The sequence below is a fragment of the Kytococcus schroeteri genome, assembly GCF_002847825.1.
In the GTDB taxonomy this organism is placed as follows: Bacteria; Actinomycetota; Actinomycetes; order Actinomycetales; family Dermatophilaceae; genus Kytococcus; species Kytococcus schroeteri.
On record NZ_PKIZ01000002.1, the window covers coordinates 1 to 26,784 of the forward strand.

Here is a 26,784-nt window from a genome sequence, read left to right on the forward strand (position 1 = left end):
TCCCCGGCTGGATCCACTTCTACAATCACCACCGGGTCCACTCCGCGATCGGAGCCCCGCCAGTCAGCCGCCTCAACAACCTGGCTGGACATCACACCTAGGTGAGCGGCCGGTGAGGCAAGGACGGCCACCCGGTGAGCACCGGGTGGCCGTCAGGTGTCCTGCTCGGGAGGTCGATCAGCAGACGTACTTGCGGATGCCGACCGTCAGGTCACCGAGGAAGATGCGCTGGTCGCCGTCCAGACGGTTTGCGGTGTTGACCCGCAGGGAGTTCCAGTAGGTGACGGTGAAGGTCTGCACCGGCACGGCGAAGTTCACCAGAACCGAGGAGGCGTCGTCCTTCGGCGAGACGTCCGCGTAGCGGGTCTGGGTCCACGGGTCGGTGGGGGTGCCGGTGCCGCGCAGGCTGGCGCCACGGGTGGTGGTGAAGGCCGCCGGGGACGACAGCTCCACCTTGTCCACGAAGTCATCCGCCTTCGCGTCGATGTCGCGGATGCGGAAGGACAGGGAGCACAGCGGCTCCGAGAAGGTGAAGGTTGTGGCCGACCGGTCGTTGCGCGACCCCGTCGAGGCGTTGACCCCGGTGCCGTTGTCGGGCTGCTGGTGGATCTGCAGGCCGTTGCCGGTGCTGGTCGACACGACGCCCGGGTCGTGATCGCCGTTGGTGATGGTGAGGTTCTCGTTGAAACTCTGCCTCGACCACTGGGGCTCGGTGCTCCCGCGGACGCCAGTGCGCATGATGCCCGACATCGTCTGGACGACGTTGGCGCTCAGGGTGGTGGCGCCGCTGACGGTGCTGCCGGTGAGGGGCAGCGTGTAGACGCCGGTGGTGTTGGAGGTGCGCACCCAGTTGGCGCGCAGGTCCCAGTCGATGACCTGGGTGACGCACCTGACCGTGGTGCACGACGCCGCGACGGCGGGGACAGCCGTCGACAGGGCGACGGCCGGGGCGGACCATGCGGCCCCCTGGACAAGGGTGCGGCGGGAGGTTGCCGTGTGTGTTCGGCTGGACATGTGAAGTCTCCTGGCGTGGGACGCGCCGCACGACGTGACGGCGGCTGACTGCGGATCCGGATGGTTGGTGCCCGGTGGCATCGCCTGTTCTACCAGTGATGAAATGGCCACACCAAGTGTTGTTGAACGCTCTTTAACCGCTCGAGCCTCAGACGGAGGCTCCCCCCTTCGCCGGGCCTCATGCCAACGCCTCTCGTGAGGCGGAGGCCACCGACTAGCCTCCACCCATGTCTCCCGCCGCACCCGACCACTACTTCTCCGCCGCCCCCGCATCGGCCGGCGAGCGCCGTGAGATCGAGGTGGAGCTGGCCGGTCGCACCCACCGACTCGTGACCGCCGGTGGGGTCTTCTCCCCCGACCACCTGGACCACGCCACCGCGCTGCTCCTGGAGTCCTCGCCGGTCCGGGAGGTGCTCGCCCCCGCGGTGGTCGACGGCGCACCGGTGCTCCTCGACATCGGCTGCGGGTGGGGGCCGGTGGCGCTCTCCCTGGCCCTGCAGTGCCCCGGTGCGGCGGTGTGGGCGGTCGAGGTCAACGAGCGCGCGGCCGACCTGGCCCGGGAGAACGCGCGACGCCTCGGGGTGCTGGCCGACGCGCCCGGCGGCCCGGGTGTCACCGTGTGCCTGCCGCAGGAGGTGCCCGTCGACGTGCGCCTCGACGGGATCTGGTCCAACCCGCCCATCCGCGTGGGCAAGGAGGCCCTCCACCAGATCCTGGCCACGTGGCTGCCCCGCCTGCGCCCCGAGGGGGTGGCGCGCCTCGTGGTGGGGAAGAACCTCGGCGCGCCGTCGCTGCAGCGGTGGGTCGCCACGCTCGACGCCGAAGCGCTGTCCAGCCTGGCGCCTTCACTCGGCGATGATGAGGCCACGGCCTTCACCTGTGACCGTGTCGCCCGCCACAAGGCCTTCTGGGTGCTCGAGGCCCACCCCGCCTGAGGTGACCCAAGACACATGGTTTGACTGGGGCGTAGGCGCATTCGTCTGCACCGTTGCGACACGCGCATCCCCGCGCTACGATCATCTTCAAATAAGCAACGGAGGGACAATGACGGAAATTATCTCGGTATTCAACCACAAGGGCGGCGTATCCAAGACGACCACCGTGTTCAACCTTGGATGGAAGTTGGCGCAGAGGGGGCATCGTGTCGTCCTGGTCGACGCGGATCCCCAGTGCAACCTCACCGGCGTGGCACTGGGACTCAACAAGATGTGGCCAGATAATGATCGCCCTTCATTCGAGGTCGAGGCAGACGATAAAGAGTCTGAAGCCTTCTCGGCAAATCAGGAGAATGCCAGCGATTTCTGGGCCCAGAACTTTGACCGCACACTCTTTGGGGCCCTTCAGCCAGCTTTCGAATCACAACCGAAGCTCCTTGAACCCGTCGACTGCCTGAAGCTTGACCAGTGCAAAAACCTGTTCTTGCTTCCCGGGCACCTTCGCCTCGGCGAGTATGAGACCACCTTGGCAGTCGCACAGGAACTTGCGGGATCTCTTTCTGCCCTCAAGAATCTACCAGGAGCACTGCACTACCTCGTCTCCGAGACTGCTAGACAGCTGGACGTCGACTATGTAGTCGTGGACATGAGCCCAAGCTTGGGCGCCCTAAACCAAAACATCGTCGCGGTCAGCGATCTCCTTGTCGTTCCCGCGGCCCCCGACTTCTTCTCAATCATGGCCTTCCGATCCTTGGCCGGAGTGATTCCTCGATGGATCAGATGGGCCCAGCTGGCCAGCCAGAACGACATCCTTGCCGAAGCGACATACCCATTCCCGGAGCCTCGACTCCGATTCGCAGGAACAGTCATTCAGCGATACAAGTTGTACCGCAAGCCGACGCCTGACAACCCAACAGGCACGCCAACTAGGCCGTTTGACAACTGGATCAAGAAGGTTCGCCAAGCAAATTCACAGGAACTTACGCCGGCATTGCATCGAGCGGGCCTCACATTCTCGGAAAGTGAATACGAGCACGCCGGCGTAGATGATGACAGAATTTTGGCCCAAATTCAGGATTTCAACAGCCTTCTCCCGAAGGCCCAAGAGTACCGTGTGCCGGTATTTGCACTCACTGAGGATCAACTCGGCCAGGTCGGCGTGGTCCTAGAAGGATCCCAGCGCCAAATTGCGAGCTTGGATAGAATCTTTACCGATTTCTCCGATCGCATCGTAAGGCTCTCCTCTGGGCCAAAGTGAACCATGCACCCCATTGAAGTATTCGAGGCTCTCATTAAGCACGTCGAGCATCTGACCGAATCCGGGAACAGGTGTGACGCCCAAGGCGCCCAAGAGGCGGCAGAAGTTCACTTCCGATCTGCCGTCATGATGGCGATCGCCGCCCTTGACTCATATATTCATGAACTAGGAGCCAGGAAGCTAGTCGCGACCATTGGGCACTCGAGCGAAGACCTTTCGAGGGCGGCTCGGTACCTGAACGCAAATGAGTGTGATTTCACTACCAACTCTCCCGAGAAGTACGTGCGATACCACCTGACGAAGAAGACTTTGGCATCCCCTAAGCAAATTGACCGCCTCTTTGAGGCAATTGGCCTCAACCCCGAGGAAGTCTGGCGCCACGTCGCGATCGAACTACGGAGCCGAGAGGATCGCGTTCGTGGACAACTTCAACTTCAATTTGATCGCCGCAACCAGATTGCCCATGAAGGCGACTGGTATTCGAGAGACGTGCAGTTTCGCCCGATCTCGGCCTCGCACGTAACGGACTGCATGAAAGGCGTGTCTGACTTCGTGCATGCGCTGGATGTACTGATGAAAGAGGACCCCCTTAGCCTCAAGAAGTAATTTTCAGCCGAGCCGCTTCTCCCAGATCCCCTCGATACTGACCGGTCGGTAGCCGAGCGCGGTGTTGATGGCCAGCATGGGCCTGTTCTCCCCGGCGTTCCACGTGTGGATGCGCTGCACCTGCGGCCACTCGGCCACGGCCCGGCGCAGCGCCGCGGTCTTCACGAGCGTCCCCAGCCGGTGGCCGCGGTGCTCGGCGGCCACGAGGGTGTCCTCCTGGTAGGCCGCCGTGGGCCGACGGCGCGGCGTCTGCAGGTAGCTGTAGGCCACCGCCTGCCCCGATGCGGCGTGCCGCGCCATCGCGAACACCGTCCGCGCGCCCGACTCCTCCCGGCGGGTGTCGTTGGCCTCCACCCGCTCGGGTGTCCACACCTCCTCCTCGCGCCCGGGGTCGCCCTGGGGCACGTCGGTGCTCATGCGGCGGTAGAGGTCGCACATGCCCTCGACGTGCTCCTCCGGGGTGCGCCCGCTCCAGGTGACCACCTCGTACCCCTGCGCCAGCGGCCACGCCGCGGCCTCGAGGGCGCCCACCCGCGCCATGCCCTCGGTCGGGTCCAGCTGCGAGTGGGTCTCGGTCTGCAGCAGGCACCACCCGTGGGCGAGCGCGAAGGCGGCCGGGCCCTCGCGGCGGTCCAGCACGCCGAACCCGGTGGGCGCCTCCAGGGCGTCCGGCGAACCCGGCTCCGCCGAGCGCGCGTGGCCGGTGTAGGTGTCGAGCACGCTGCGCCCCTCGGCGCGGGCGACCTCCTCGGCCACGCGGTGCAGGGCGGTGCCGATGCCCTGGCGGCGGTGGCCGGGGTGCACCTCAAGCACCACGTGCGCCCGGTCGGTGTTCTCCTGGCGCCCCAGGGAGACCAGCACCGAACCCAGCACCGTGGTCTCTCCCGTCTCACCGCGGCCGGGCAGCACGGGCAGGCCGAGCCCACCCACGACCGCGCCCTGCGGGACGCGGTCGACGGCCAGGACCATCCGCCGCCGGTGGGCGACGGTCTCCTGCAGGTTGCGCAGCACGCCCTCGGCGTCGTTACCGGTCATGTCGTCGTGGCCCAGCAGCTCCTGCCCGAGCAGGGCGTCGAGTTCCACCACCTGCTCGGTGAGGCGAGAGGGCGCGGCGTCCGAGGGGGTCACGTCGAGCTCGGCCAGGGCGAAGGTCTGCGTCATGTGCCCAGCCCAGCAGGGGCGCCGCGAACCCGCCACCGAATTTGCGGCACCCTCCTCGGCGCCCGCCTCCTCAGCCGGCGGCGCGCACCACGGCGAGCGCCTGCTCCACCAGGTCGTCGGCGTCGTGCTCCAGCCACACGATGCGCGGGTCCGGCCGGTACCAGGCGCGCTGCCGGCGGGCCAGGCGCCGCGTGCCCTGCTGGGTGTCCGCGATCGCCTCGTGCTGCGTCATCTCCCCGTCGAGCTGGGCGAGGGCCTGGGAGTAGCCGATGGCGCGCCGCGCGGTGCGCCCCGGCCCGGTCCGCAGGCCCGCCGCGTCGAGCGCCCGCACCTCCTCGAGCAGCCCGGCGGCCCACATCCGCTCCACCCGCGCGTCGATGCGGGGGTGCAGCACCGCGTCGTCGGCCCGCAGCCCGATGAGCACCGTCGGCACGAGGAACTCGCGCGTGGGCATGGTGGAGCTGAACGGCCGCCCGGTGAGCTCGATGACCTCCAGCGCGCGCACCACCCGCCGCCCGTTGCGCGGTTCGATGCCGGCCGCGGCCGGGGCGTCCACGCGCTGCAGCTCGGCGTACAGGCGCTCCACCCCCTCGGCCTCCAGGCGCTGCTCCAGCGCGGCACGCACGGCCGGGTCGGTGGGCGGGATCTCCAGCCGGTCCAGCAGGGCCCGCACGTACAACCCGGTGCCGCCCACCACCACCGGCACGTGCCCCCGCTGCCGGATGCCGGCCATGTCCTCGCGCCCGTCCGCCTGGAACCGGGCCACCGTGGCCTCCTGGGTCACGTCGAGCACGTCCAGCTGGTGGTGCGGCACGCCGCGTCGCTCGGCCACCGACAGCTTGGCGGTGCCGATGTCCATGCCCCGGTAGAGCTGCGAGGCGTCGCTGTTGACCACCTCCCCGCCCAGCCGCTCGGCGAGCGCCAGCCCCAGGTCGGACTTGCCCGTGGCCGTCTGCCCCACCACGGCCACCACCGGCACCGGCCCCGCCAGCGGGTGGTCGTCGGTGGGCGGGGCGGGCGGCGGGGTGCTGTGCGACATCGGGCCCATCCTCCCGCACCTACGCTGGGGCCATGAGCACCCAGGCCATCGAGTTCCACGTCGTGGCGGACTCCACCGGCGACACCGCGGCCCGCGTGGCCCGTGCGACGGCCGCCCAGTTCCCGGACATCGACACCCACATCGTGCGCCACCCCCGCATCACCACCGAGTCCACGCTGCGCTCGGTGATGGCGCGCATCGCCGAGGACGGGGCGCCGGTGGTCGTGTACTCCACCATCGTGGACGCCTCCCTGCACGAGCTCGTGAAGGAGCTGGCCCAGCAGCTGCGCCTGGAGCACGTCGACCTGCTGGGCCCCGCGCTGGGGGCCGTGGAGCGTGTGGCCCACCGCCAGGCCGAGCACAAGGTGCGGCCGGTGGGCATCGGGGCGGACTACTTCACCCGCATCGCGGCGATGGAGTACGCGGTGGCCAACGACGACGGCAATCCCGACCAGCGGCTCGACCAGGCCGACGTGGTGCTCATCGGTGTCTCCCGCTCGGGCAAGACGCCGCTGTCGATGTACCTGGGCTACCTGGGCTACAAGACCGCCAACATCCCGCTGGTGCGCGGCATCGAGCCCCCGCAGCGGCTGTTCTCCGTGCCACGCTGGAAGATCGTGGGCCTCACCATCGACCCCACGCGCCTGCAGGACATCCGCACCCGCCGGGTGGAGACCCTCGGCGGCCACCAGGGCAAGGACGGCTACGCCGACCTGGTGCGCATCTACGACGAGCTCGACCACGCCGAGGAGGTCTTCCGCAAGGTCGGCTGCCCCACCATCGACACCACCCAGCTCGCTCTCGAGGAATCCGCGGGCCGTGTCATCGAGTTGGTGGAGGACCGCCGCGCTACCCTTTCCGGGATGTAGGCCCGTCCGGGGCCCATCACCACTGCTCCACAACCACGTGACCTGGAGGATCCGCATGACCGGCGGTGCCACGAAGTACACCTATGACCTCTCCGAGGGCGACATCTCGATGAAGCCCCTCCTGGGCGGCAAGGGAGCCAACCTCTCGGAGATGATCAAGCTCGGCGTCCCCGTCCCGGACGGCTTCACGGTCACCACCACGGCCTGCATCGACACCATGAACAACGGCGGCGAGTGGCCGGCCGACCTGTGGGGTCAGGTGGAGGACTCGCTGGCCCGTTTCGAGGAGCGCACCGGCCGCCGCCTGGGTGACGCCGAGAAGCCGCTGCTGGTCTCCGTGCGCTCCGGCGCCGTCATCTCCATGCCGGGCATGATGGACACCATCCTCAATCTCGGCGTGAGCGACTCCACCGTGGGCTCGCTGGCCGCCGAGTTCGGCGACCGCTTCGCCTGGGACACCTACCGCCGCTTCATCCAGATGTACGGCGACGTCGTGGAGGGCGTGCCGCACCACGTGTACGAGGACGCCCTGCGCGCCCTCAAGGCCGAGCGCGGCGTGGAGAACGACACCGACCTGACCGCCGAGGACCTCAAGGGTCTGGTGGAGACCTACAAGCAGGTCTCGCGCGACCAGATGGGCGAGGAGTTCCCCACCGACCCCAAGGAGCAGCTGAAGCGCGCCGTCAACGCCGTCTTCTCCTCCTGGGACACCCCGCGCGCCGGCGTGTACCGCAAGGCCAACGGCATCCCGGACGACCTGGGCACCGCCGTGAACGTCATGCAGATGGTGTTCGGCAACCGCGGCGAGACCTCCGCCACCGGCGTGTGCTTCACCCGCAACCCCTCCACCGGCGCCCAGGAGCTCTACGGAGAGTTCCTCGTCAACGCCCAGGGCGAGGACGTGGTGGCCGGCATCCGCACCCCCAAGCCGCTGGCCGAGATGGAGGCCGTGCTGCCGCAGGCCTACGCCGAGCTCATGGAGACGATGAACCGTCTCGAGGAGCACCACGGCGACATGCAGGACATCGAGTTCACCGTCGAGGACGGCAAGCTCTACCTGCTGCAGACCCGCAACGGCAAGCGCACCGCCCCGGCCGCCTTCAAGATCGCCGTCGACATGGTGAACGAGGGCAAGCTCGACAAGGCCGGCGCCCTGAAGCGCATCGAGCCGATGCAGCTCGACCAGCTGCTGCACCCGGCCATCAACCCCGACCACGGCCAGACCCCGGTCACCAAGGGCCTCAACGCCTCCCCCGGCGCCGCCGTGGGCGAGGTCGTGTTCGACGCCGAGACCGCCGCCACCCGCGGCAAGGCCGGCGAGGACGTGGTGCTGGTGCGCTGGGAGACCACCCCGGACGACATCGCCGGCGTGATCGTGGCCCAGGGCGTGCTCACCGCCCACGGCGGCATGACCTCCCACGCGGCCGTGGTGGCCCGTGGCATGGGTAAGCCCTGCGTGGCCGGTGCCTCGAAGATCAAGATCGACGCCGAGGCCAAGACCCTCACCATCGGTGAGACGGTGCTGCGCGAGGGCGACATGATCACCCTGGACGGCTCGACCGGTGAGGTCTACGCCTCCGCCTTGGAGCTCGTGCCGCCGCAGCTGAACGACGACTTCCAGACCATCGTGGGCTGGGCCGACGAGATCCGCCGCATGGACGTGCGCGCCAACGCCGACAACGGCGCCGACGCCGCCAAGGCCCGGGAGTTCGGCGCGCAGGGCATCGGCCTGTGCCGCACCGAGCACATGTTCATGGAGGCCGACCGCCTGCCGGCCGTGCGCAAGATGATCCTCGCCGACTCCGACGAGGCCCGCACCCAGGCGCTGGCCGAGATCCTGCCGCTGCAGCAGGAGGACTTCGAGGCGATCTTCGACGCGATGGCCGGCCTGCCGGTGACCGTGCGCCTGCTCGACCCGCCGATGCACGAGTTCCTGCCCAACCTCGTGGACCAGGCCCTGCTGGTGCAGCGCCTGGAGCTCGAGGGCAGGGGCGAGGACGACGCCGAGCTGGCCGAGGCCCGCACCCTGCTGGCGCAGGTCAAGAAGCTCACCGAGCAGAACCCGATGCTGGGTACCCGCGGTGTGCGCCTGGCGCTGCTCTACCCGGAGATCCCCGCCATGCAGACCCGCGCCATCGTGCGTGCGGCCCTGGCCTCCAAGAAGCGCGGCAACGACCCGCACGTGGAGATCATGGTGCCGCTGGTGGGCTTCGCCGAGGAGCTCAAGCGCATGCGCGAGGTCATCGAGGCCACCGTGGCCGAGGAGCTGCAGGCCGCTGGCGAGTCGATGGACTTCCCCGTCGGCACGATGATCGAGCTGCCCCGCGCCGCGGTGACCGCCGACCAGATCGCCGAGCACGCCGACTTCTTCTCCTTCGGCACCAACGACCTCACCCAGACCGGTGTGGGCATCTCCCGCGACGACGCCGAGGGCGCCTTCCTGGCCCACTACATCGACGAGGACGTCGTGCCGGGCAACCCCTTCGGCTCCATCGACGTCGACGGCGTCGGCGGCCTGGTGAAGCTGGGTGTCGAGGGTGGTCGCTCCACCAAGTCCGACCTCAAGCTCGGCGTCTGCGGCGAGCACGGTGGTGACCCAGCCTCCATCGCGCTCTTCGAGGAGCTCGGCCTCAACTACGTGTCCTGCTCCCCCTACCGTGTGCCGATCGCCCGCTTCGCGGCGGCCCGCGCGGTGCTGGACGCCCAGGGCAAGTGACGTCCCCGGGCTGACCGCCCGGTGACATGACGAAGGGGCCCCGCCGGTGGCGGGGCCCCTTCGTCGTGCGGGTCCTCCTAGAGCCGTCCCTGGCGCCGCCAGGTGCGGGCCACGAGGCCCAGCGCGAAGAGGTCGAGGACGCCCACCAGGGCCAGGAACGGGCCCAGCGGGGCGGAGCCCGTGGCCCAGAGCACCACGCCGGCCAGCAGGAGCAGCACCGCCCCACCGGCCGACAGCGTCAGCACCTGCGCGGGCCTCATCGCAGGCCGTCCACGGTGCGCAGCCAGCCCGTGGTCTGGTCGTAGGGGTCGCTCAGGGCCCCGGCCACGTAGAGCGGGGCGAGGTCCGGCACGAGCACCGCGTACCCCTGCTCGGCCAGCGCCTGGCCCAGGTAGGCCATGCCCAGGTCGTAGCGCATCGGCTCGAACCCGGCGGGGCAGGGCCAGCGCGAGAGGTCGTCGGTGCAGGCGGGGGCGCGCAGGTGGCCGAAGACCAGCAGCGGCGCCTTGCCCCGGGCGTGGGCGGGCCGGTACAGCTGGCCCCGCACCGGCGCGCGGAACTCCCCGGGGTTCCTCGGGCCACCCAGGTCGATGTCGCCGAGGTCCACGGCGCGGACCTCCACCCCGCCGCTGCGCTTCACCGAGAGGGGCTCGGGGGTGCGGTTGCGCGGGGAGTGCGGGCCGTCCCCCTGGTCGGGGTACTCCGCCGCCCGGTCGGTGCCCTTGGCGGCGGCGTCCAGGGCCATCGAGTCGTTGCCCGCGCTCCCCGGCGTGGACGAGCTCGTGGCGGCACCGGACGGGGGGGTGGCCGCGGGTGCGGCACCGGCGGGCACCGCCATCGGGGCGAGGCAGAGGGCGGCCACGACGGCCACGGGGAGTCGACGCATGGGCTCTCCTGGGGTCGGCAGGGGCGGTTCCCCTGGACGCCCGGAGGCTACCGCCGGGCGGGCGTGCGACCCGGCCCGACGGGCGGTGCTCAGTCCACTCGGCAGGGGGCCTGCGTCACGTCCGGGGCCGGCGGCCGGCCGATGCCGGGCATCCCCAGGCCGACCGCCGGCTTCTTGGCGGGCATGCCCTGGGCCCGCTCCCACGCGTCGCCGCCGGCGGTGCGGCGCACGGAGAAGGTGCCGCCCTGCACCGCTGAGTCGGCGATGAGGTTGTGCGGGGCGCCGTAGGTGACCTCCACGGTGACCATGTCGCCGGGGCGGGGGAGGTCGGCCTCGGGGAGGTCTGCCGGCAGCGCGAAGTGCACCAGGCGGTTGTCGTCCGCACGGCCGGACATGCGCTGGGTCTCGGCGTCCTTGCGGCCCTCGCCGGGGGCCACCAGCACCTCGACGGTGCGCCCCTCCTGGGCGCGGTTCTCCTCCCAGGAGATGCGTTCCTGCAGCTCGATGAGGCGGTCGAAGCGGTCCTGCACGACATCCTTGGGCACCTGGTTCTCCATCGTGGCCGCGGGCGTGCCCTCGCGGATGGAGTACTGGAAGGTGAAGGCGCTGGAGAAGCGGCTGGCCTCCACCACGCGCAGGGTCTCGGCGAAGTCCTCCTCGGTCTCGCCGGGGAAGCCCACGATGAGGTCGGTGGTGATGGCCGCGTGCGGGATCTGCTCGCGGACGCGCTCCAGGATGCCCAGGAACTTCTTGCCCCGGTAGCTGCGCCGCATGTCCTTGAGCACCTTGTCCGAGCCGGACTGCAGCGGCATGTGCAGGCTCGGCATGACGTTGGGCGTCTCGGCCATGGCGTCGATGACGTCGTCGGTGAAGGCGGCCGGGTGCGGGGAGGTGAAGCGCACGCGCTCCAGGCCCTCGATCTCGCCGCAGGCGCGCAGCAGCTTGCTGAAGGCCTGACGGTCGCCGAACTCCACGCCGTAGGTGTTGACGTTCTGCCCCAGCAGGGTCACCTCCACGACGCCCTGGTCCACCAGCGCCTGCACCTCGGCCAGGACGTCGCCGGGGCGGCGGTCCTTCTCCTTGCCGCGCAGGCTGGGCACGATGCAGAAGGTGCACGTGTTGTTGCAGCCCACGCTGATGGACACCCAGCCGGAGTACGCGCTGTCGCGGCGGGTCGGCAGGGTGGACGGGAAGGTCTCGAGCGACTCCAGGATCTCCACCTGGGCCTCGCGGTTGTGGCGGGCGCGCTCCAGCAGCACCGGCAGGGAGCCGATGTTGTGGGTGCCGAAGACCACATCGACCCACGGCGCCTTCTTCACGATGGTGTCGCGGTCCATCTGGGCCAAGCAGCCGCCGACGGCGATCTGCAGGTCCGGGTTACGCAGCTTGGCCTGCCGCAGCTGGCCGAGGTTGCCGTAGAGCTTGTTGGCGGCGTTCTCGCGCACCGCGCAGGTGTTGAACACCACCACGTCGGCGGTCTCCGGGCGCTCGGCGGCGTCCAGTGCCGCCAGGTCGGTGTAGCCAGCCCCCTCGAGCAGGCCCGAGAGGCGCTCGGAGTCGTGCACGTTCATCTGGCACCCGTGGGTGCGGACGTCGTAGGTCTTGCCGGTGGTGGAGGTGCTCATCGTGGGGCGGATTCTACGCGCCGCGGGTGACTCCCCCGCCGGCCGCGAGGGGCCCGGTGCCACGATAGGGGCATGAGCGACGTCATCAAGATCAACGCCATCACCGTGCCCGCCGACTCCGGCGACGAGCTCGCCCACCGCTTCGCGCAGCGCGCGGGCGCCGTGGACGGCCAGCCGGGCTTCAAGGGCTTCGAGTTGCTGCGCCCCACCGACGGCCGCAACGTCTGGCTGGTGGTGACCCGCTGGGCCGACGAGGCCTCCTTCGAGGCGTGGACCTCCGGCCGGGACTTCCAGAAGGCCCACGGCGGGCAGGGCCGTCCCGAGGGCTCCGAGGCCGCGTCCGGCGCGCACGGTGAGGGTGGCGAGCAGCCCCGCCAGAAGCCGGTGGGCATGAGCGCCGAGCTGTGGTCCTACGACGTGGCCGGCGGCAGCACCGGTGGTGGTGCCGGCGAGGCCTGAGCCGACCACCCATCGGGCGTGACGACGCCCACATCTCAGCCGGGTCGCTGGGCGGGATCTGGTCCGGGTCGGTCCTCGACGCCCCCTCGGGTCCCGGTGGGTACGGTGCTGTGACCCCCCCCAGGAGGATCCATGTCGCGCCCCACCCGCGCCGTTGCCGTCCTGACCGCGGCTGTCACCCTGACCACCCTCTCCGGCGGGCCGAGCCAGAGCCGCCCGCTGGCAGAGGCCACCTCCACCGCACCGACCCTGCCGGCCTCCCCGTGCGCGGACGGGGACGTCCCCCTCACGCCCGAGGAGGCCTTCCTCGCACGCCCCGAGGCGGCAGCCCTCGTGGCCGGCGGCGGCTTCGGGGACCAGGTGGCCTCGTTCCAGCGCGCCCTGTGCGCGGCTCCGGACGCCGAGGCGGCAGAGCAGGTGGTGCAGGAGCACGGCGCCGCCCTGTGGGAGCTCGCCGTCGACCGGGCCCAGGGCCGGGTCGACACCGGTGGGTGGTTGAGCGCCGGGGACGACCGCCCGCTCTACTGGGCGCGCTTGGCGATGGTGGCCAGCATCCGGCAGCACGCCGGCAGCGCCCACCTGTCGGCGGCGCAGCGGCAGGACCTCGTCGACCGCCTCGACCGCGTGTCCCGCGGGCAGGAGGACGTCCACTTCCCCAAGGGCCGCGGCGTGAAGCGCGTGCTCGTCACGGGCTTCGACCCGTTCACCCTGGACGAGGACGTCCGCCAGGCCAACCCGTCGGGCGCCGCGGCCCTCGCGCTCGACGGGTTGACCGTCGCCGGACCGGACGGGCCGGTGCGCATCGAGGCCGCGATGCTCCCGGTGCGGTGGCGGGACTTCGACCACGGGATGGTCGAGGACACGCTGCTGCCGCACTTCACCACCGGCCGCGACGGGATCGACGCGTTCACCACCGTGAGCCAGGGGCGACCGGGCCAGTTCGACCTCGAGGTGACGAACGGGGCCTGGCGTGCCGGGTTCCACGACAACGAGTTCGTGTGCCACCGGGGCCAGGTCCCGGCCCCGCAGTCCCCGACGGTGACGCCCCAGCCCCAGTGGACCCGGTCCACGCTGCCCATGGACGCCCTCACCGCCCGACCCAGCGGGCCCTTCCCCGTGGTGCGCAACACCGAGGTCACGGAGGTTCCCGGCGACACGCCCCCCGAACCGGTGACCACGACCTGCCCGGCCCCGAAGTCCCCCGGGACGGTCCGGCCCGACGGCCCCACCGAGGGGTCGCAGGCACGGGCTGGCGGGGGTGGCAACTACCTCTCCAACGAGGTGGCCTACCGGGCGACGCTGCTGCGGGACGCCGTGGGCCTGGACGTGCCCGGCGGGCACGTCCACACGCCGGTGCTGGAGGGCCTGCCGGAGGACAGGACGCAGCTCACCTCGTCGCAGTTCGAGGCCAACCGGGAGGCGATCACGGCCCAGGTGCGGGAGCTGGTCGTGCGCACGGCGCGGTCCACGCGCTGAGGGCCCGCGGGGTCAGTCGCGCTGGTGCTCGGGGTCCTGGTCGAGCGCCTCGCGGATGACCGAGTACGCGACCTCCCCGGAGTAGCCCTTGCGGGCGAGCATGCCCGCGAGCCGACGGGTCTTCACCTGCCGGTCGAGGCCGCTCATGGTGCGCAACTTCTTGGCCACGAGCTGCTCGGCCCGGGCCCGCTCACCATCGGGTGTCACCTCGTCGGCGAGGGCCTGCTGGGCGACCTCGTCGGCGAGGGCCTGCTGGGCGACCTCCTCGTCGATCCCCTTGCGCCGCAGCTCGTGCGCCAGCCCGCGGCGGGCCAGTCCGCGACCCTGCTGCTGGGAGCGCACGAGCATGTGGGCGTACGCCTCGTCGTCCACCAGTCCGACGGCCTCCATCCGGTCGAGGACCACGCGGGCCACCTCGGGGTCGCACCCCCGCTGGGCCAGCTTGTCCTCGAGCTGCCGACGGCTCCTCGGGGCGGCGGTGAGCTGCCGCAGGACGATGGCACGCGCCACCTCGTGGGGGTCGGCCTCGGCGTCCTGCTGCGCGGGGTCCTCGGGGGGCGGCGGTGGCGCCGACGGCCGGGACGGGGCGGACGACGGCGGGGAGGTGGGCGCGCCGACCCCGAGACCGTCCACCTCCCCGGCCGCGATGCGACGCAGCTCCTCCATGTCCGGTGCACGGGCCGGACCCCGACGCGGGGTCGACGCGTCGGGGCCCGGGGTCAGGGAGCCGTCACCCACGGGAACCGGGTCCCACGGGTGCGGTGGTGCGCTCGGTGCGCTGCGGTGCGATCACGGTCAGAAGGTGACCTCGACCTCGTCGGGCTGGCCCGCGGCCAGGGCGGCCGCCTCGGCGTCCACGTCCTCGGTCACCGCGTTCGGGTCCACCCCGATGCCGAGCTTGGCCTTGATCTTGCGGTCCAGCTCCTCGGTGAGGTCCGGGTTGTCACGCAGGAACTGCCGGGCGTTCTCCTTGCCCTGCCCCAGCTGGTCGCCGTCGTAGGTGTACCAGGCACCCGACTTGCGGATGAAGCCGTGCTCCACGCCCATGTCGATGATGCCGCCCTCCCGGGAGATGCCCTGCCCGTAGAGGATGTCGAACTCGGCCTGCTTGAACGGCGGCGAGACCTTGTTCTTGACGATCTTGGCGCGGGTGCGGTTGCCGACCGGCTCGGTACCGTCCTTGAGCGTCTCGATGCGGCGCACGTCGATGCGCACCGAAGCGTAGAACTTCAGCGCCTTACCACCGGTGGTGGTCTCCGGGGAGCCGAACATCACGCCGATCTTCTCGCGCAGCTGGTTGATGAAGATGGCCGTGGTGCCGGTGCTGCTCAGGGCACCGGTGATCTTGCGCAGCGCCTGGCTCATGAGGCGGGCCTGCAGACCCACGTGGGAGTCACCCATCTCGCCCTCGATCTCGGCGCGGGGCACCAGGGCCGCCACGGAGTCGATGACGATGATGTCCAGCGCACCGGAGCGGATCAGCATGTCCGCGATCTCCAGCGCCTGCTCACCGGTGTCGGGCTGCGACACGAGCAGGTTGTCGACGTCCACACCCAGCTTCCGGGCGTACTCCGGGTCCAGCGCGTGCTCGGCGTCGATGAACGCCGCGATGCCGCCGGCCTTCTGCGCGTTGGCCACGGCGTGCAGGGCCACGGTCGTCTTACCGGAGGACTCCGGGCCGTAGATCTCGATGACACGCCCGCGGGGCAGGCCACCCAGGCCGAGCGCGACGTCGAGGGCGATGGACCCCGTCGGGATGGTGGCGATGGGCGGACGCGTGTCGTCACCCAGGCGCATCACGGCGCCCTTGCCGTGCTGCTTCTCGATCTGCGCCATCACGGCGTCGAGGGACCGCGCGCGCTCCGCGGTCGGGTCGGTGTTGGTCTTCTTGCCGGCCATGCTCACCACTTCCTTGTCACATCGTGTCGGGCGCGCCCACCTTCGACGCATGCCTCCCGCGAGACGGCCCGGTTGATCCCCGGGCGGTCGTTCACGGGTCTGCGTCAGACGCTAGGAGCGCCCACAGACAACCTCCCCCGAGCGCGCCACGGACTGTGGACGAGCTGACGGGCCGAGGCGCACGGCGAGCGTTCCTGCGCACAGACTACAGAACACCTGTTCGCCCGTCGACCGACGACTGTTCGGCGTGTCGCGCCCCTGCCCCGTGACACGACGCACCCGTCCGCCCGGCCTCAGTCGACCCGCCCGGCGGGAGGCCCCGGGTCCGGCCCCCACTGCCGCTCGGCCGGCACGTCGAAGTCCACGCACAGCGAGTGCCACACCTGCCGCGGCGGCACACCGGCGGCCAGGGCCTCCTCCACCGTGCGCTCCCCCGCCACCTCCGAGAGGACGTGGTTGCGGCGGATGTGGCCGGCCATCGCGGCCCCGAACTCCTCGGCCATGAGCTCGTCCAGCTGGCTGTTGCGCATGGCGTCAGTCTCACAGTTCCTTCACGCGCCGCCGGCACCACCCGCACCGACACCACCTCCCGATCGACGGCCTCACCCAGCGTGCGGACGACAGCTTCGGTGACGGCGACGGCCGTCTGGACCGCGACGACCTGCCGGGCACCGGCCGCCGCTGACGCGACGCACACCCCTCGCGCAGGGCCCGCAGCCACCCGGCTGCGGGCCCTCTCGCGCGTCCGCACGCGAGGTCGTCGGTGCGCGGTGGCAGGCTGACCCCCGATGACGGCCGACGTGCTCTCCCGGTTCTCCCCCGCCACCCGTGCGTGGTTCGAGGCGAGCTTCGCCGCGCCCACCGCCGCACAGGCCGGCGCGTGGGACGCCATCAGCCGGGGCGAGCACACTGTGGTGGTGGCCCCCACCGGGTCGGGCAAGACGCTCTCGGCCTTCCTCTGGTCGCTCGACCAGTTCGTCCCGCGTCCGGACCACGAGGTCCCCACCGCGCCGTGCAGCGTGGTCTACGTCTCCCCGCTCAAGGCGCTGGCGGTCGACGTGGAGCGCAACCTGGCCGCGCCCCTGGCCGGCATCGGGCACGCCGCGGTGCGTCTGGGCACCGAGCCCCCGCGGGTGGGGGTCTCGCTGCGCTCCGGCGACACGTCCCCCGCGGACCGGCGCCGTTTCGCCAGCCACGGTGCGGACGTGCTCATCACCACCCCGGAGTCGCTCTACCTGCTGCTCACCTCGAAGGCCCGCGAGCAGCTCTCCGGGGTGACCACCGTGGTGCTCGACGAGGTGCACACGATGGCGGGCAGCAAGCGCGGGGCACACCTGGCCCTCACCCTGGAGCGGCTCGACGCCCTCCTCGAGAGGCCGGCCCAGCGCATCGGGCTCTCGGCCACCGTGCGGCCGGTGGACGAGGTGGGGCGCTGGCTGGCCGGGGGCCGGCCGGTCACCGTGGTGCAGCCCCCGGCCACCAAGCAGTGGGACCTGGCGGTGCACGCCGACGTGCCGGACCTGGCGGACCTCGCCACCGCACCGGGCGCCGCGCCGGCCCCCGTGCCCGATGCGGGTGAGGACCTCGCGCTGCCCGAGCACCTCACGCTGGCCGACCTCTCGCCCGAGGCCGCCGACCCCCGCGACCGCGCCAGCGTCTGGCCGCACGTGGAGCAGCGGATCGTCGACGAGATCGCCGCCCACACCTCCACGCTCGTCTTCTGCAACTCGCGCCGCTCGGCCGAGCGGCTGACGGCCCGCCTCAATGAGATCTGGGCCGAGCGCACGGCCGGCGCACGGGCCGGGGAGGGGACCCCACCGGTGCTGGCACGGGCCCACCACGGGTCGGTCAGCAAGGAGCACCGCGCCGAGATCGAGGACGCCCTCAAGGCCGGCACGCTGCCGGCGGTGGTGGCCACCAGCTCGCTGGAGCTCGGCATCGACATGGGGGCGGTGGACCTCGTGGTGCAGGTGGAGTCCCCACCCAGCGTGGCCAGCGGCCTGCAGCGGGTGGGCCGGGCCGGCCACCAGGTGGGGGCGGTGAGCCGCGGCAGCTTCCACGCGCTCCACCGGCAGGACCTGCTCGAGACCACGGTGGTCGTGGAGCAGATGCGGGCCGGCGGCATCGAGGCGCTGCTCGTGCCCGCCAACCCACTGGACGTGCTGGCCCAGCAGGTGGTGGCGGCCTGCGCGCTCGACGACTGGACGGTCACCGACCTCCACGCGATGGTGCGGCGCGCCGCTCCCTGGGCCGATCTCTCGCGGCCCGTGCTGGAGTCCGTGCTGGAGATGCTCACGGGCCGCTACCCCTCGGAGGACTTCGCCGACCTGCGGCCGCGCCTGGTCTGGGACCGCGTGGACGACACGCTCACCGCCCGTCCCGGGGCGCAGCGGCTGGCGGTGCTCTCCGGCGGCACGATCCCCGACCGCGGGTTGTTCGGCGTGTTCCTCGCCGGCGGCGAGGGTCCGGGGCGCCGGGTGGGTGAGCTCGACGAGGAGATGGTCTACGAGTCGCGGGTGGGCGACGTGTTCACCCTGGGCACCTCGTCGTGGCGCATCGAGGACATCACCCACGACCAGGTGCTCGTCTCCCCCGCGCCCGGCCAGCCCGGCAAGCTGCCCTTCTGGCACGGCGACGGCCTGGGGCGTCCGGCCGAGCTCGGCGGGCACCTGGGGGCCTTCGTCCGGGAGGTGGCCACCGGGGCCGAGGCCGACGTGCGCGAGCGGCTGGTCGCCTCGGGGCTGGACGCCTGGGCCGTGGACAACGTGGTGGCGCACGTGCAGGCACAGGCCGAGGCGACCACCGCCGTGCCCGACGACCGCACCGTGGTGGTGGAGCGCTTCCGCGACGAGTTGGGTGACTGGCGCGTGGTCGTGCACTCGCCCTGGGGCTCCCCCGTGCACGCGCCGTGGGCGCTGGTGCTGGCCGAGCGGCTGCGCGGGCGCTTCGGGGTGGACGTGCAGGCCATGCACGCCGACGACGGCATCGTGCTGCGGCTGCCGGACCTCGGCGGGTGGGACGCGTGGTCGGTCCCCGATGCGGTGCCGGCCGGGTCGGGCGGGACGGGTGCCGATGCGGACAGCGGCACCGGCCCGACGCCGACCACGCTCGACGCGCGCTCCCTGGACGCTGCCCTGGCCGAACTCGTGGCCCTGGACCCCGAGGAGGTGCACGACGAGGTGACCGCCCTGGTGGGTGGCTCGGCGCTCTTCGCCAGCCGCTTCCGGGAGTGCGCCGCCCGCGCCCTGCTGCTCCCCCGCCGCCGTCCGGACCGCCGCCAGGCCCTGTGGAAGCAGCGGCAGCGCGCGGCGTCGCTGCTGGAGGTGGCCGCCGGGCACCCGGACTTCCCGATCGTGCTGGAGGCCGTGCGCGAGGTGCTGCAGGACGTCTACGACGTGCCCGCCCTCACCGAGCTCATGCGCCGGATGGCCCGCCGCGAGGTGCGCACCGTGTTCGTGGAGACCCACGGCGCCAGCCCCTTCGCGCAGAACCTGATGTTCGGCTACGTGGCGCAGTTCCTCTACGAGGGCGACTCCCCGCTGGCCGAGCGCCGTGCGGCCGCGCTCGCGCTGGACCCCACGTTGCTGGCCGACCTGCTGGGCCGCTCCGAGGGCGCCGGGCTGCGCGACCTGCTCGACCCGCAGGCGGTGCTGGACACCGAGGCCGAGCTGCAGCACACCGCCCCTGACCGCCGCGCGCGTCACGCCGAGGACCTGGCCGACCTGCTGCGCGTGCTGGGACCGCTGGACGCCGAGGAGATCGCCGCGCGCTCCGTGCCCGATGCGGACGTGCCGGCCTGGACGGCCGCACTGGAGGCCTCCCGGCGTGCGGTGCAGGTGCCGGTGGGTGGGCGCCCCTGCTGGGCGGCGGTGGAGGACGTGGCCCGCCTCCGCGACGCCCTGGGCACCCCCGTGCCGCCGGGCCTGCCGCTGGCCGCGATGGTGGTGAGCACCGACCCGCTCACCGACCTCGTGGTGCGCCACGCCCGCACCCACGGGCCGTTCACCCCCGACCAGCTGGCCACGCGCCTGGGACTGGGACGCGCCGTGGTGGTGCCGGCGCTACGGGCCCTGGTGCGCGACGGCCGCCTCGTGGAGGGTGCGCTGCGCCCGCTGGCGGCCGGGGGTGGCGAGGCGACCGACGGCATCGGCCCGGACTTCTGCGACGCCGAGGTGCTGCGCCGCCTGCGCCGGCGCTCCCTGGCCGCGCTGCGCGCCGAGGTGGAGCCGGTGGGCGGCGAGGAGTTCGCGCGCTTCGTGCTGCGCTGGCAGGGGCTGTCCTCCCCTTCCCGCGGGGTCGATGCGGTGGCCCGCGCCCTGGAGCAGCTCACGGGGGCGGTGCTGCCGGCGAGCGCCGTGGAGACACTGGTGCTGCCGGCCCGCGTCCGCGACTACGCCCCGGCGATGCTCGACGAGCTGCTGGCCGGCGGGGAGTTCGTGTGGGTCTCCCACGGGCTGCTGGCCGGTGACGACCTGTGGGTCTCCTTCCACCCGGCCGACCAGGCACCGGTGACCCTGCCGGTGCCGCAGGACGCCCCGGACGCGGCGTCCGCCCGGGTGGAGGAGCTGCTGGCCCGACGCGGCGCCTCACGATGGGCCGAGCTGCACGCGGCCCACGAGGAGGCACCCGACGCCGAGCTGCTCACCACCTCCGGGGCCTGGACCGATGCCGTGTGGGAGCTCGTGGGGGCCGGTCGCCTCACGAGCGACACCTTCGCCCCGGTGCGCGCCCGGCTGTCGGGCGGCCGCACGGCGCAGAAGTCCCGCCCGCAGGCCCGTCGGGCCCGGGCCTCGGGGCGTCCGGCCTCGCTGCGCGGACTGGGGCTGGCCGGCGGACGGGGTGCGGGGGCGGCCTCGCCGGGGGCAGGGCTGCGCTCGGGGCGCCCGCCCTCCACGCCGGACCTGCTCACCGGCCGCTGGTCGCTGCTGCCCACCGTGGACACCGACCCCACCGTCCGCGCCGTGGCCGCCGCGGAGGTGGCCCTGGACCGCCACGGCGTGGTCACCCGCGGCGCGGTGGCCGCCGAGGACGTGGACGGAGGCTTCGCGGCGCTCTACCGGGTGCTGGCCGCCGCCGAGGACGCCGGGCGCGTGCGCCGCGGCTACTTCGTGGAGTCCCTGGGCGCCGCGCAGTTCGCGCCCTCCGGCGCCGTGGACCTGCTGCGGACGGACCGCTCGGGCAGCCCGGCGGGCACCCGACCCGAGGGCTCTCCCGACGCCCGCCTGCTGAGCACCTGCGACCCCGCCGTGGTGCACGGCGCCGCCCTGTCCTGGCCCGAGACCACCGGCGGCGGCCACCGCCCCAGCCGCAAGGCCGGCGCGATGGTGGCGCTCGTCGACGGCGTGCCGGCCGTGTGGTGGGAGCGCGGCGGGCGCACTGCGCTGACCTTCACCACCGACCCGGCCCGGCTGGCCGCCGCGGCCCGCGCCGCCGCCGACGCGGTGACCGCACGCCGCATCGCGGGGCTCTCGATGGAGACGATCGACGGGGAGCCCGCCCTGCGCAGCGAGTCGCCGCTGGTCGCCGCGCTGCAGGAGGCCGGCTTCGGTGCCACCCCCAAGGGCTGGAGGCTGCGTGCCTGAGGGCGACACCGTCTGGCGCACCGCACGCCGGCTCCACCTCGCCCTGGCCGGACGGGAGCTCACCCGCAGCGACCTGCGCTGGCCGTCGCTGGCCACGGTCGACCTCACCGGCCGCACCACCCTGGAGGTCGTCGCCCGCGGCAAGCACCTGCTGCACCGCCTCGACGACGGCCGCACCCTGCACTCCCACCTGCGCATGGAGGGCTCCTGGCGCGTGCACCCCGTCCCCGGGCCGGCGCGGCTGCCCGGCACCACGCGCGCCGTGCTGGCCAGCGCCGAGCACGTGGCCGTCGGCGCGTCGCTGGGGATGCTCGACCTCGTGCCCACCCGCGAGGAGCACACGCTGGTGGGCCACCTCGGGCCGGACCTGCTGGGGCGGGAGACGGAGCTCGAGGTGGTGCTCGACGCCTACGCGGCCCAGGGCGACCGCCCGGTGGGCGAGGCGCTGCTGGACCAGCGGCTCGCCTGCGGCATCGGCACGCTCTACGCTGCCGAGTCGCTCTTCCTGCGGCGGGTGGACCCGTGGGCCGGGGCGGGTTCGCTGCCGCGGGAGACCCTGACGGCCGTGCTCACCACGGCACGGTCGGCCCTCGTGGCCAACTGCTCACGGGCGGTGCAACGCACCACGCCGCCGAGCCTGCGGGAGCCCACCTGGGTCCACGGCCGGGCACGGCGCCCCTGCCTGCGCTGTGGGACGCCGGTCCGCGTGGACCCCCTCGGCACGCCCCCGACGGACCGGGTGCTCTTCCACTGCCCCACCTGCCAGGGCAGCCACCCGCGCTGACTCAGCCGACGGGCGTCGGGCGCAGCACCTGCTCGCGGGGGCCGCCGGGGCGGATGTCGGCCGGCGAGTCCGGCACGTTCACGGCCTCCTCGGCCTCGGCGATGGCCACGCGCACGGCCACGTCGTTGAGCATCTGGCTCACCGGCAGGTCCAGGGCACGGCAGATGGTGGCGAGCATCTCCGAGCTGGCCTCCTTCTCACCGCGCTCCACCTCGCTGAGGTAGCCCAGCGACACCGAGGCGTCCGAGGACACCTGGCGCAGCGTGCGGCCCTGCTCGCGGCGGCGCTCACGCAGGACGTCGCCGACCTCGCGTCGAATGATCACCATGCGCGCCTCCTGCGTCTCGTCGGTGGTCGGGGCCGTCAGGTCGACGGGACCCGAGGGGATCAGCCAAGTCTAGTTGCCTGAGAACTTCCTGCAGAGCCGCCCCCACGCTCTGCCGGCGCACCGCGGCGCGGTCGCCCGGGAAGTGGAACGCTCGGTGGGTGGCCTGGTGTTCCCCGGCACCCCCCTCGGCCGCCTCCCCGCCGTCCCCGCGCCATGCCAGGCCGACGAAGACCGTGCCCGCGGGGTGTCCGTCGGCGGGTCCCGGGCCGGCAACGCCGGTGGTCGCCACCGCCAGGTCCGCACCGCCCCAGGCCGCGGCGCCCAGGGCCATCTGCTCGGCCACGAGCCCGTCCACCGGCCCGGTCCGGGCCAGCCGCCCGGCATCGACGCCCAGCGCGGAGGCCTTGAGCTCCGTGGCGTACGAGACCACGCCCCCGCGGAGCACCGCCGAGGAGCCCGGCACGTCGGTGAGCGCCGCACAGACCAGGCCGCCGGTGAGCGACTCGGCCACCGCGAGCGTGAGCCCGCGGGCCGTCATCCGCTGCACCACCGCGCGGGCGAGGTCGGTCACGGGCTCCCCGCCGGGCGTCGCCGGGTCGGTCACGCGGTGCCCCGCCGGCCGCGGCTCCACAGGCGGGCGGCGTCCCGCAGGTAGTCCAGGCCGGTCACCACGGTCACCACCACGGCCGCCAGCATCACCCACCACGCGATGGTGGCCACCACGCCTCCCAGCGGCATGAGCATCAGGCCCACGGCCACCGACTGCAGCACCGTCTTGAGCTTGCCGCCGCGGCTGGCGGCCATGACGCCATAGCGGATCACCACGAAGCGCACCACCGTGATGAGCAGCTCGCGGGCCAGGACCACGACGGTCACCCACCAGGGCAGCAGGTCGATCCAGCTCAGGCACACCAGCGCCGAGCCGATGAGCGCCTTGTCCGCGATGGGGTCGGCGATCTTGCCGAAGTCGGTGATGAGGTTGCGGCGGCGGGCCAGCTCCCCGTCGATGCGGTCGGTCACCGCGGCCAGCGCGAAGACCACGAACGGCCACCACGAATGCAGGTGGTCCTCCCCGGCGCCGGGGTCGCGCAGCAGGAGCCACACGAACACCGGCACCATGAGGATGCGCAGCACCGTCAGCGCGTTGGCGAGGTTCCACGGGCTGGGCTGTCCCGCCGCGGCGCCGGCGGGCACGGGGTCGACGGGCTGCTGCGGGGCGCTCACGCGGCGTCCCCGTCGACGCGGGCCACGAGGTCCACGCCCTGGCTGTCCACCACGGTCGCGTCCACGATCTCGCCGACGCCCACCCGGGCCGGGGCGCCGCTGGCGTCCACGAGCACCGTCACGCCGTCCACCTCGGGGCCCTGCTCCTCGGAGCGGCCCACCACCTGCTGGCCGGCCTCGCCCTCGTCCTCGACGGCCTCCACGAGCACGCTCACGCGGTCGCCCACGCGGTCGGCCGCGCGCTGGGCCATGACCTCCTCGGCGAGGTCGCGGATGTGCGCCACCCGCTCGTCGACGACCTCCTGCGGCAGCTTGCCGTCGAGCGTCTCGCCCTCGGTGCCGTCCTCGTCGGAGTAGCCGAAGACACCGAGCACGTCGAGGCGGGCCCGCACCACGAAGTCGGCCAGCAGCTCCACGTCCTGCTCGGTCTCGCCGGGGAAGCCGCAGATGACGTTGGACCGGATGCCGGCAGTGGGCGCCGCCGACCGCACCTGCTCGATGAGGCCGAGGAAGCCCTCGGCGTCGCCGAACCGGCGCATGCGGCGCAGCAGCGGCCCCGAGGCGTGCTGGAAGCTCAGGTCGAAGTAGGGCACCACGCCGGGGGTCTCCACCATCGCGCGCAGCAGCTCGGGGCGCATCTCCGCCGGCTGCAGGTAGCTCACGCGCACCCGCTCGATGCCGTCGATGCCGGACAGCTCGGGCAGCAGCGCGTCGAGCAGCCGCAGGTCACCCAGGTCCTTGCCGTAGCTCGTGGTGTTCTCGCTCACCAGGAAGAGCTCCTTGACGCCGTTGTCCGCCAGCCAACGGGCTTCGGCGAGCACGTCGTGCGGGCGGCGCGAGAGGTAGGCCCCGCGGAACGCCGGGATGGCGCAGAAGGAGCAGCGGCGGTCGCAACCCGAGGCGATCTTCAGCGGCGCCCACGGCTTGTCGTTGAGCCGGCGGCGGATGACGGTACTCGGCCCCGATGCCGGCGCGGGGGCGTCCAGCGCGGCGTCACCGGGCTCCACCGGCGTCACCTGGTCGGCCAGGGTGAGGCCGGCCTCCTCGAGCTCCTGGGCCGTGGCCGTGCCGTGGCCCGGCAGCGAGACGCCCGCGGCCCCCTCCTGGCGGGCCACCGGCGAGAGCGGCAGCAGCCGGCGGCGGTCGCCCGGGGTGTGGGGCTCCGGCGCGTGCCCCGCGAGCACCGCCCGCAGCGAGGAGGACATGTCGGCATAGGAGTCGAAGCCCAGCACCGCGTCGGCCTCGGGCAGCTCGGCGGCCAGCTCGGCGCCGTAGCGCTCGGCCAGGCAGCCCACCGCCACCACCGCGCCGGTGCGCCCCTCCTCCTTGAGGTCGTGGGCGTCCAGCAGCGCGTCGATGGAGTCCTTCTTGGCCGAGTCCACGAACCCGCAGGTGTTCACCACCGTCACGTCCGCGCCGTCGGCCTCGTCCACGAGCTCCCACCCGGCGGCGGCCAGGCGGCCGGCGAGCTCCTCGGAGTCCACCTCGTTGCGGGTGCAGCCCAGGGTCGCGATGTGGACGCTGCGCACCTGGCCCCCGGAGGTGGTCTCGGGTGCGTTCTCGGCGGGCTCGGCGACCGGCGCGGAACCGGTGGGGAGGGAGGTGGAACTCATGCTCCAAGGGTAGGCGGTCACCCTGAACGCCGGCGGCCCCGCGCGGCCCACCCGGCCACCCACCGGCTGTGGCGCCGGGCACAATGGGGCGCATGCCTGACGTCGCCGCCATCCGCTCCCTGCTGCGCGAGTTCCCCCTCGTGGACGGACACAACGACCTGCCGTGGCGCCTGCACGCGCTCTCCCGGGCCGATGCCGAGTCCACCGACCTCACGGTGGCCGACATCGGCGCCGGCACCCTGGGCACCCCCACCCAGACCCACACCGACCTGCCGCGCCTGCTCGACGGCGGCGTCGGCGCCCAGTTCTGGAGCGTCTTCGTGCCCGCCCACCTCTCGGGCGACAACGCGGTGAGCATGACCCTGGAGCAGGTCGACCGCGTGCGCTCCCTGGTGGCGCTCTTCCCCGACCGCCTGGAGCTGGCCGACACCGCGGCCGACGTGCGCCGCATCCACGCCTCGGGCCGCATCGCCAGCCTCATGGGCGCCGAGGGCGGCCACAGCATCAACAACTCCCTGGCCACCCTGCGCATCCTGCGCGAGCTGGGCGTGCGCTACATGACCCTGACCCACAACAGCAACGTGGACTGGGCCGACAGCGCCACCGACGTGGAGAACATCGGCGGGCTGAGCCGCTTCGGCACCGAGGTGGTGGCCGAGATGAACCGCATCGGCATGCTGGTGGACCTCTCGCACACCTCCGCCGGGACGATGCGCGACGCCCTGGCCGCCAGCCGCGCTCCGGTGGTGTTCACCCACTCCGGTGCCCGGGCCGTCACCGACCACCCCCGCAACGTGCCCGACGACGTGCTGGAGCGCCTGCGCGCCAACGGCGGCGTGTGCATGGCCACCTTCGTGCCCAGTTTCGTCAACCAGGGCTCGGCCGACCACCGCTTCGAGCGCGAGGACGCCGCCCGCGCCGCCGGCCTGCAGCCCACCGACGACGGCTGGGAGCCCTTCATCGACCGCTACATGGAGGAGCACCCGCCACCGGAGGCCACGCTCGAGGACGTGGTGGCCCATGTGGAGCACCTCCGCGAGGTGGCCGGCATCGACCACATCGGCCTGGGCGGCGACTACGACGGCACCCCCGTGCTGCCCACCGGCCTCGAGGACGTCACCGGCTACCCGCGCCTGCTGGCCGCGCTGGCCGACCGCGGCTGGAGCCGGGGCGACCTGGAGAAGCTGGCCGGGGCCAACATCCTGCGCGTTCTCGACGCGGCCGACACCGTGGCCGACGTGCTCGACGACGAGCCCAGCCGACGCTGGCGCATCGAGCAGCTCGACGGCTGAGCCCGCTCCACCGCGGCC

At 72.6% G+C, this 26,784-nt stretch carries 23 protein-coding genes; 10 read left to right on the forward strand and 13 right to left on the reverse strand.

From position 1 onward, the window contains the following. Positions 1-177: 177 nt before the first annotated feature. Positions 178-1,014 carry a hypothetical protein gene (locus tag CYJ76_RS01145; RefSeq protein ID WP_144043006.1) on the reverse strand — a complete coding sequence of 279 codons (837 nt, stop codon included), beginning with the start codon at positions 1,012-1,014 and terminating at the stop codon, positions 178-180. Positions 1,015-1,241: 227 nt separating this feature from the next. Here CYJ76_RS01145 and CYJ76_RS01155 point away from each other — a divergent pair, with 227 nt between their 5' ends. From CYJ76_RS01155 to CYJ76_RS12115, 3 genes are all read left to right on the forward strand, one after another. Then, positions 1,242-1,949 carry a class I SAM-dependent methyltransferase gene (locus CYJ76_RS01155; RefSeq protein WP_101849004.1) on the forward strand — a complete coding sequence of 236 codons (708 nt, stop codon included), beginning with the start codon at positions 1,242-1,244 and terminating at the stop codon, positions 1,947-1,949. Between the two features lie 109 nt (positions 1,950-2,058). Continuing rightward, complete coding sequence (locus CYJ76_RS01160) at positions 2,059-3,207, forward strand: ParA family protein (RefSeq protein ID WP_180802165.1); 1,149 nt, start codon at positions 2,059-2,061, stop codon at positions 3,205-3,207. Positions 3,208-3,210: 3 nt separating this feature from the next. Further along, entirely contained in the window at positions 3,211-3,813 is a 603-nt protein-coding gene (locus CYJ76_RS12115; protein WP_144043007.1) for a hypothetical protein, read from the forward strand. 3 nt (positions 3,814-3,816) lie between these two features. On the opposite strand, the gene CYJ76_RS01165 is transcribed toward CYJ76_RS12115, so the two are convergent. Then, the gene (locus CYJ76_RS01165; RefSeq protein WP_101849006.1) at positions 3,817-4,974 is read right to left on the reverse strand and encodes a GNAT family N-acetyltransferase; all 1,158 of its coding nucleotides are present in this window, start codon (positions 4,972-4,974) and stop codon (positions 3,817-3,819) included. A 70-nt stretch (positions 4,975-5,044) separates the two neighbouring features. Next, positions 5,045-6,013, reverse strand: a complete 969-nt coding sequence (gene miaA / locus CYJ76_RS01170) for a tRNA (adenosine(37)-N6)-dimethylallyltransferase MiaA (RefSeq protein WP_101849007.1) — start codon at positions 6,011-6,013, stop codon at positions 5,045-5,047. 32 nt (positions 6,014-6,045) lie between these two features. Here miaA and CYJ76_RS01175 point away from each other — a divergent pair, with 32 nt between their 5' ends. After that, the gene (locus CYJ76_RS01175; RefSeq protein ID WP_101849008.1) at positions 6,046-6,882 is read left to right on the forward strand and encodes a pyruvate, water dikinase regulatory protein; all 837 of its coding nucleotides are present in this window, start codon (positions 6,046-6,048) and stop codon (positions 6,880-6,882) included. A 55-nt stretch (positions 6,883-6,937) separates the two neighbouring features. Then, the gene (gene ppdK, locus CYJ76_RS01180) at positions 6,938-9,598 is read left to right on the forward strand and encodes a pyruvate, phosphate dikinase (protein ID WP_101849009.1); all 2,661 of its coding nucleotides are present in this window, start codon (positions 6,938-6,940) and stop codon (positions 9,596-9,598) included. A 77-nt stretch (positions 9,599-9,675) separates the two neighbouring features. On the opposite strand, the gene CYJ76_RS12120 is transcribed toward ppdK, so the two are convergent. The 3 genes from CYJ76_RS12120 to miaB form a co-directional block, all read right to left on the reverse strand. After that, entirely contained in the window at positions 9,676-9,858 is a 183-nt protein-coding gene (locus CYJ76_RS12120; RefSeq protein ID WP_141494787.1) for a hypothetical protein, read from the reverse strand. Next, positions 9,855-10,484 (reverse strand): alpha/beta hydrolase, encoded by a 630-nt coding sequence (locus CYJ76_RS01185; protein WP_101849010.1) that lies wholly within the window; start codon positions 10,482-10,484, stop codon positions 9,855-9,857. The genes CYJ76_RS12120 and CYJ76_RS01185 overlap by 4 nt, the downstream gene beginning before the upstream one ends. A gap of 89 nt (positions 10,485-10,573) precedes the next feature. Beyond that, positions 10,574-12,109: a tRNA (N6-isopentenyl adenosine(37)-C2)-methylthiotransferase MiaB gene (miaB, locus tag CYJ76_RS01190; RefSeq protein WP_101849011.1), complete on the reverse strand. Its 1,536-nt coding sequence runs from the start codon at positions 12,107-12,109 to the stop codon at positions 10,574-10,576. 72 nt (positions 12,110-12,181) lie between these two features. Here miaB and CYJ76_RS01195 point away from each other — a divergent pair, with 72 nt between their 5' ends. After that, positions 12,182-12,568: an antibiotic biosynthesis monooxygenase family protein gene (locus tag CYJ76_RS01195; RefSeq protein ID WP_070703346.1), complete on the forward strand. Its 387-nt coding sequence runs from the start codon at positions 12,182-12,184 to the stop codon at positions 12,566-12,568. 132 nt (positions 12,569-12,700) lie between these two features. Next, on the forward strand, positions 12,701-14,044 hold the full coding sequence (locus tag CYJ76_RS01200) for a pyroglutamyl peptidase (RefSeq protein ID WP_083323372.1): 1,344 nt from the start codon (positions 12,701-12,703) through the stop codon (positions 14,042-14,044). Between the two features lie 12 nt (positions 14,045-14,056). Here CYJ76_RS01200 and CYJ76_RS01205 read toward each other — a convergent pair whose 3' ends face one another. The 3 genes from CYJ76_RS01205 to CYJ76_RS01215 form a co-directional block, all read right to left on the reverse strand. Continuing rightward, complete coding sequence (locus tag CYJ76_RS01205) at positions 14,057-14,782, reverse strand: regulatory protein RecX (protein WP_238138106.1); 726 nt, start codon at positions 14,780-14,782, stop codon at positions 14,057-14,059. A gap of 57 nt (positions 14,783-14,839) precedes the next feature. Beyond that, on the reverse strand, positions 14,840-15,943 hold the full coding sequence (recA, locus tag CYJ76_RS01210) for a recombinase RecA (RefSeq protein WP_070703360.1): 1,104 nt from the start codon (positions 15,941-15,943) through the stop codon (positions 14,840-14,842). Between the two features lie 293 nt (positions 15,944-16,236). Further along, positions 16,237-16,473, reverse strand: a complete 237-nt coding sequence (locus CYJ76_RS01215; RefSeq protein WP_101849012.1) for a DUF3046 domain-containing protein — start codon at positions 16,471-16,473, stop codon at positions 16,237-16,239. Between the two features lie 258 nt (positions 16,474-16,731). Between CYJ76_RS01215 and CYJ76_RS01220 the strand changes: the two genes are divergently transcribed. Together CYJ76_RS01220 and CYJ76_RS01225 are read left to right on the forward strand one after the other, a co-directional pair. Next, a complete protein-coding gene (locus CYJ76_RS01220) occupies positions 16,732-21,525 on the forward strand; it encodes an Lhr family helicase (protein ID WP_101849013.1) in 4,794 nt (1,597 codons plus the stop codon). Further along, positions 21,518-22,309, forward strand: coding sequence for a DNA-formamidopyrimidine glycosylase family protein (locus CYJ76_RS01225; protein WP_070704992.1), 792 nt, complete (start codon positions 21,518-21,520; stop codon positions 22,307-22,309). The genes CYJ76_RS01220 and CYJ76_RS01225 overlap by 8 nt, the downstream gene beginning before the upstream one ends. Position 22,310: 1 nt before the next feature. Here CYJ76_RS01225 and CYJ76_RS01230 read toward each other — a convergent pair whose 3' ends face one another. Genes CYJ76_RS01230 through rimO form a run of 4 tightly spaced genes read right to left on the reverse strand, consistent with a single transcriptional unit; the run spans position 22,311 to position 25,474 of the window. Then, on the reverse strand, positions 22,311-22,637 hold the full coding sequence (locus CYJ76_RS01230) for a helix-turn-helix domain-containing protein (protein WP_070704989.1): 327 nt from the start codon (positions 22,635-22,637) through the stop codon (positions 22,311-22,313). Then, entirely contained in the window at positions 22,597-23,241 is a 645-nt protein-coding gene (locus CYJ76_RS01235; protein ID WP_070704986.1) for a CinA family protein, read from the reverse strand. The genes CYJ76_RS01230 and CYJ76_RS01235 overlap by 41 nt, the downstream gene beginning before the upstream one ends. Further along, positions 23,238-23,861, reverse strand: coding sequence for a CDP-diacylglycerol--glycerol-3-phosphate 3-phosphatidyltransferase (gene pgsA, locus CYJ76_RS01240; protein ID WP_101849014.1), 624 nt, complete (start codon positions 23,859-23,861; stop codon positions 23,238-23,240). The genes CYJ76_RS01235 and pgsA overlap by 4 nt, the downstream gene beginning before the upstream one ends. Next, complete coding sequence (gene rimO, locus CYJ76_RS01245; protein ID WP_083323525.1) at positions 23,858-25,474, reverse strand: 30S ribosomal protein S12 methylthiotransferase RimO; 1,617 nt, start codon at positions 25,472-25,474, stop codon at positions 23,858-23,860. Before rimO ends, pgsA begins: the two co-directional genes overlap by 4 nt. 92 nt (positions 25,475-25,566) lie before the next feature. On the opposite strand from rimO, the gene CYJ76_RS01250 reads away from it, so the two are divergent. Next, a complete protein-coding gene (locus tag CYJ76_RS01250; RefSeq protein ID WP_070704998.1) occupies positions 25,567-26,766 on the forward strand; it encodes a dipeptidase in 1,200 nt (399 codons plus the stop codon). Positions 26,767-26,784: the final 18 nt, after the last annotated feature.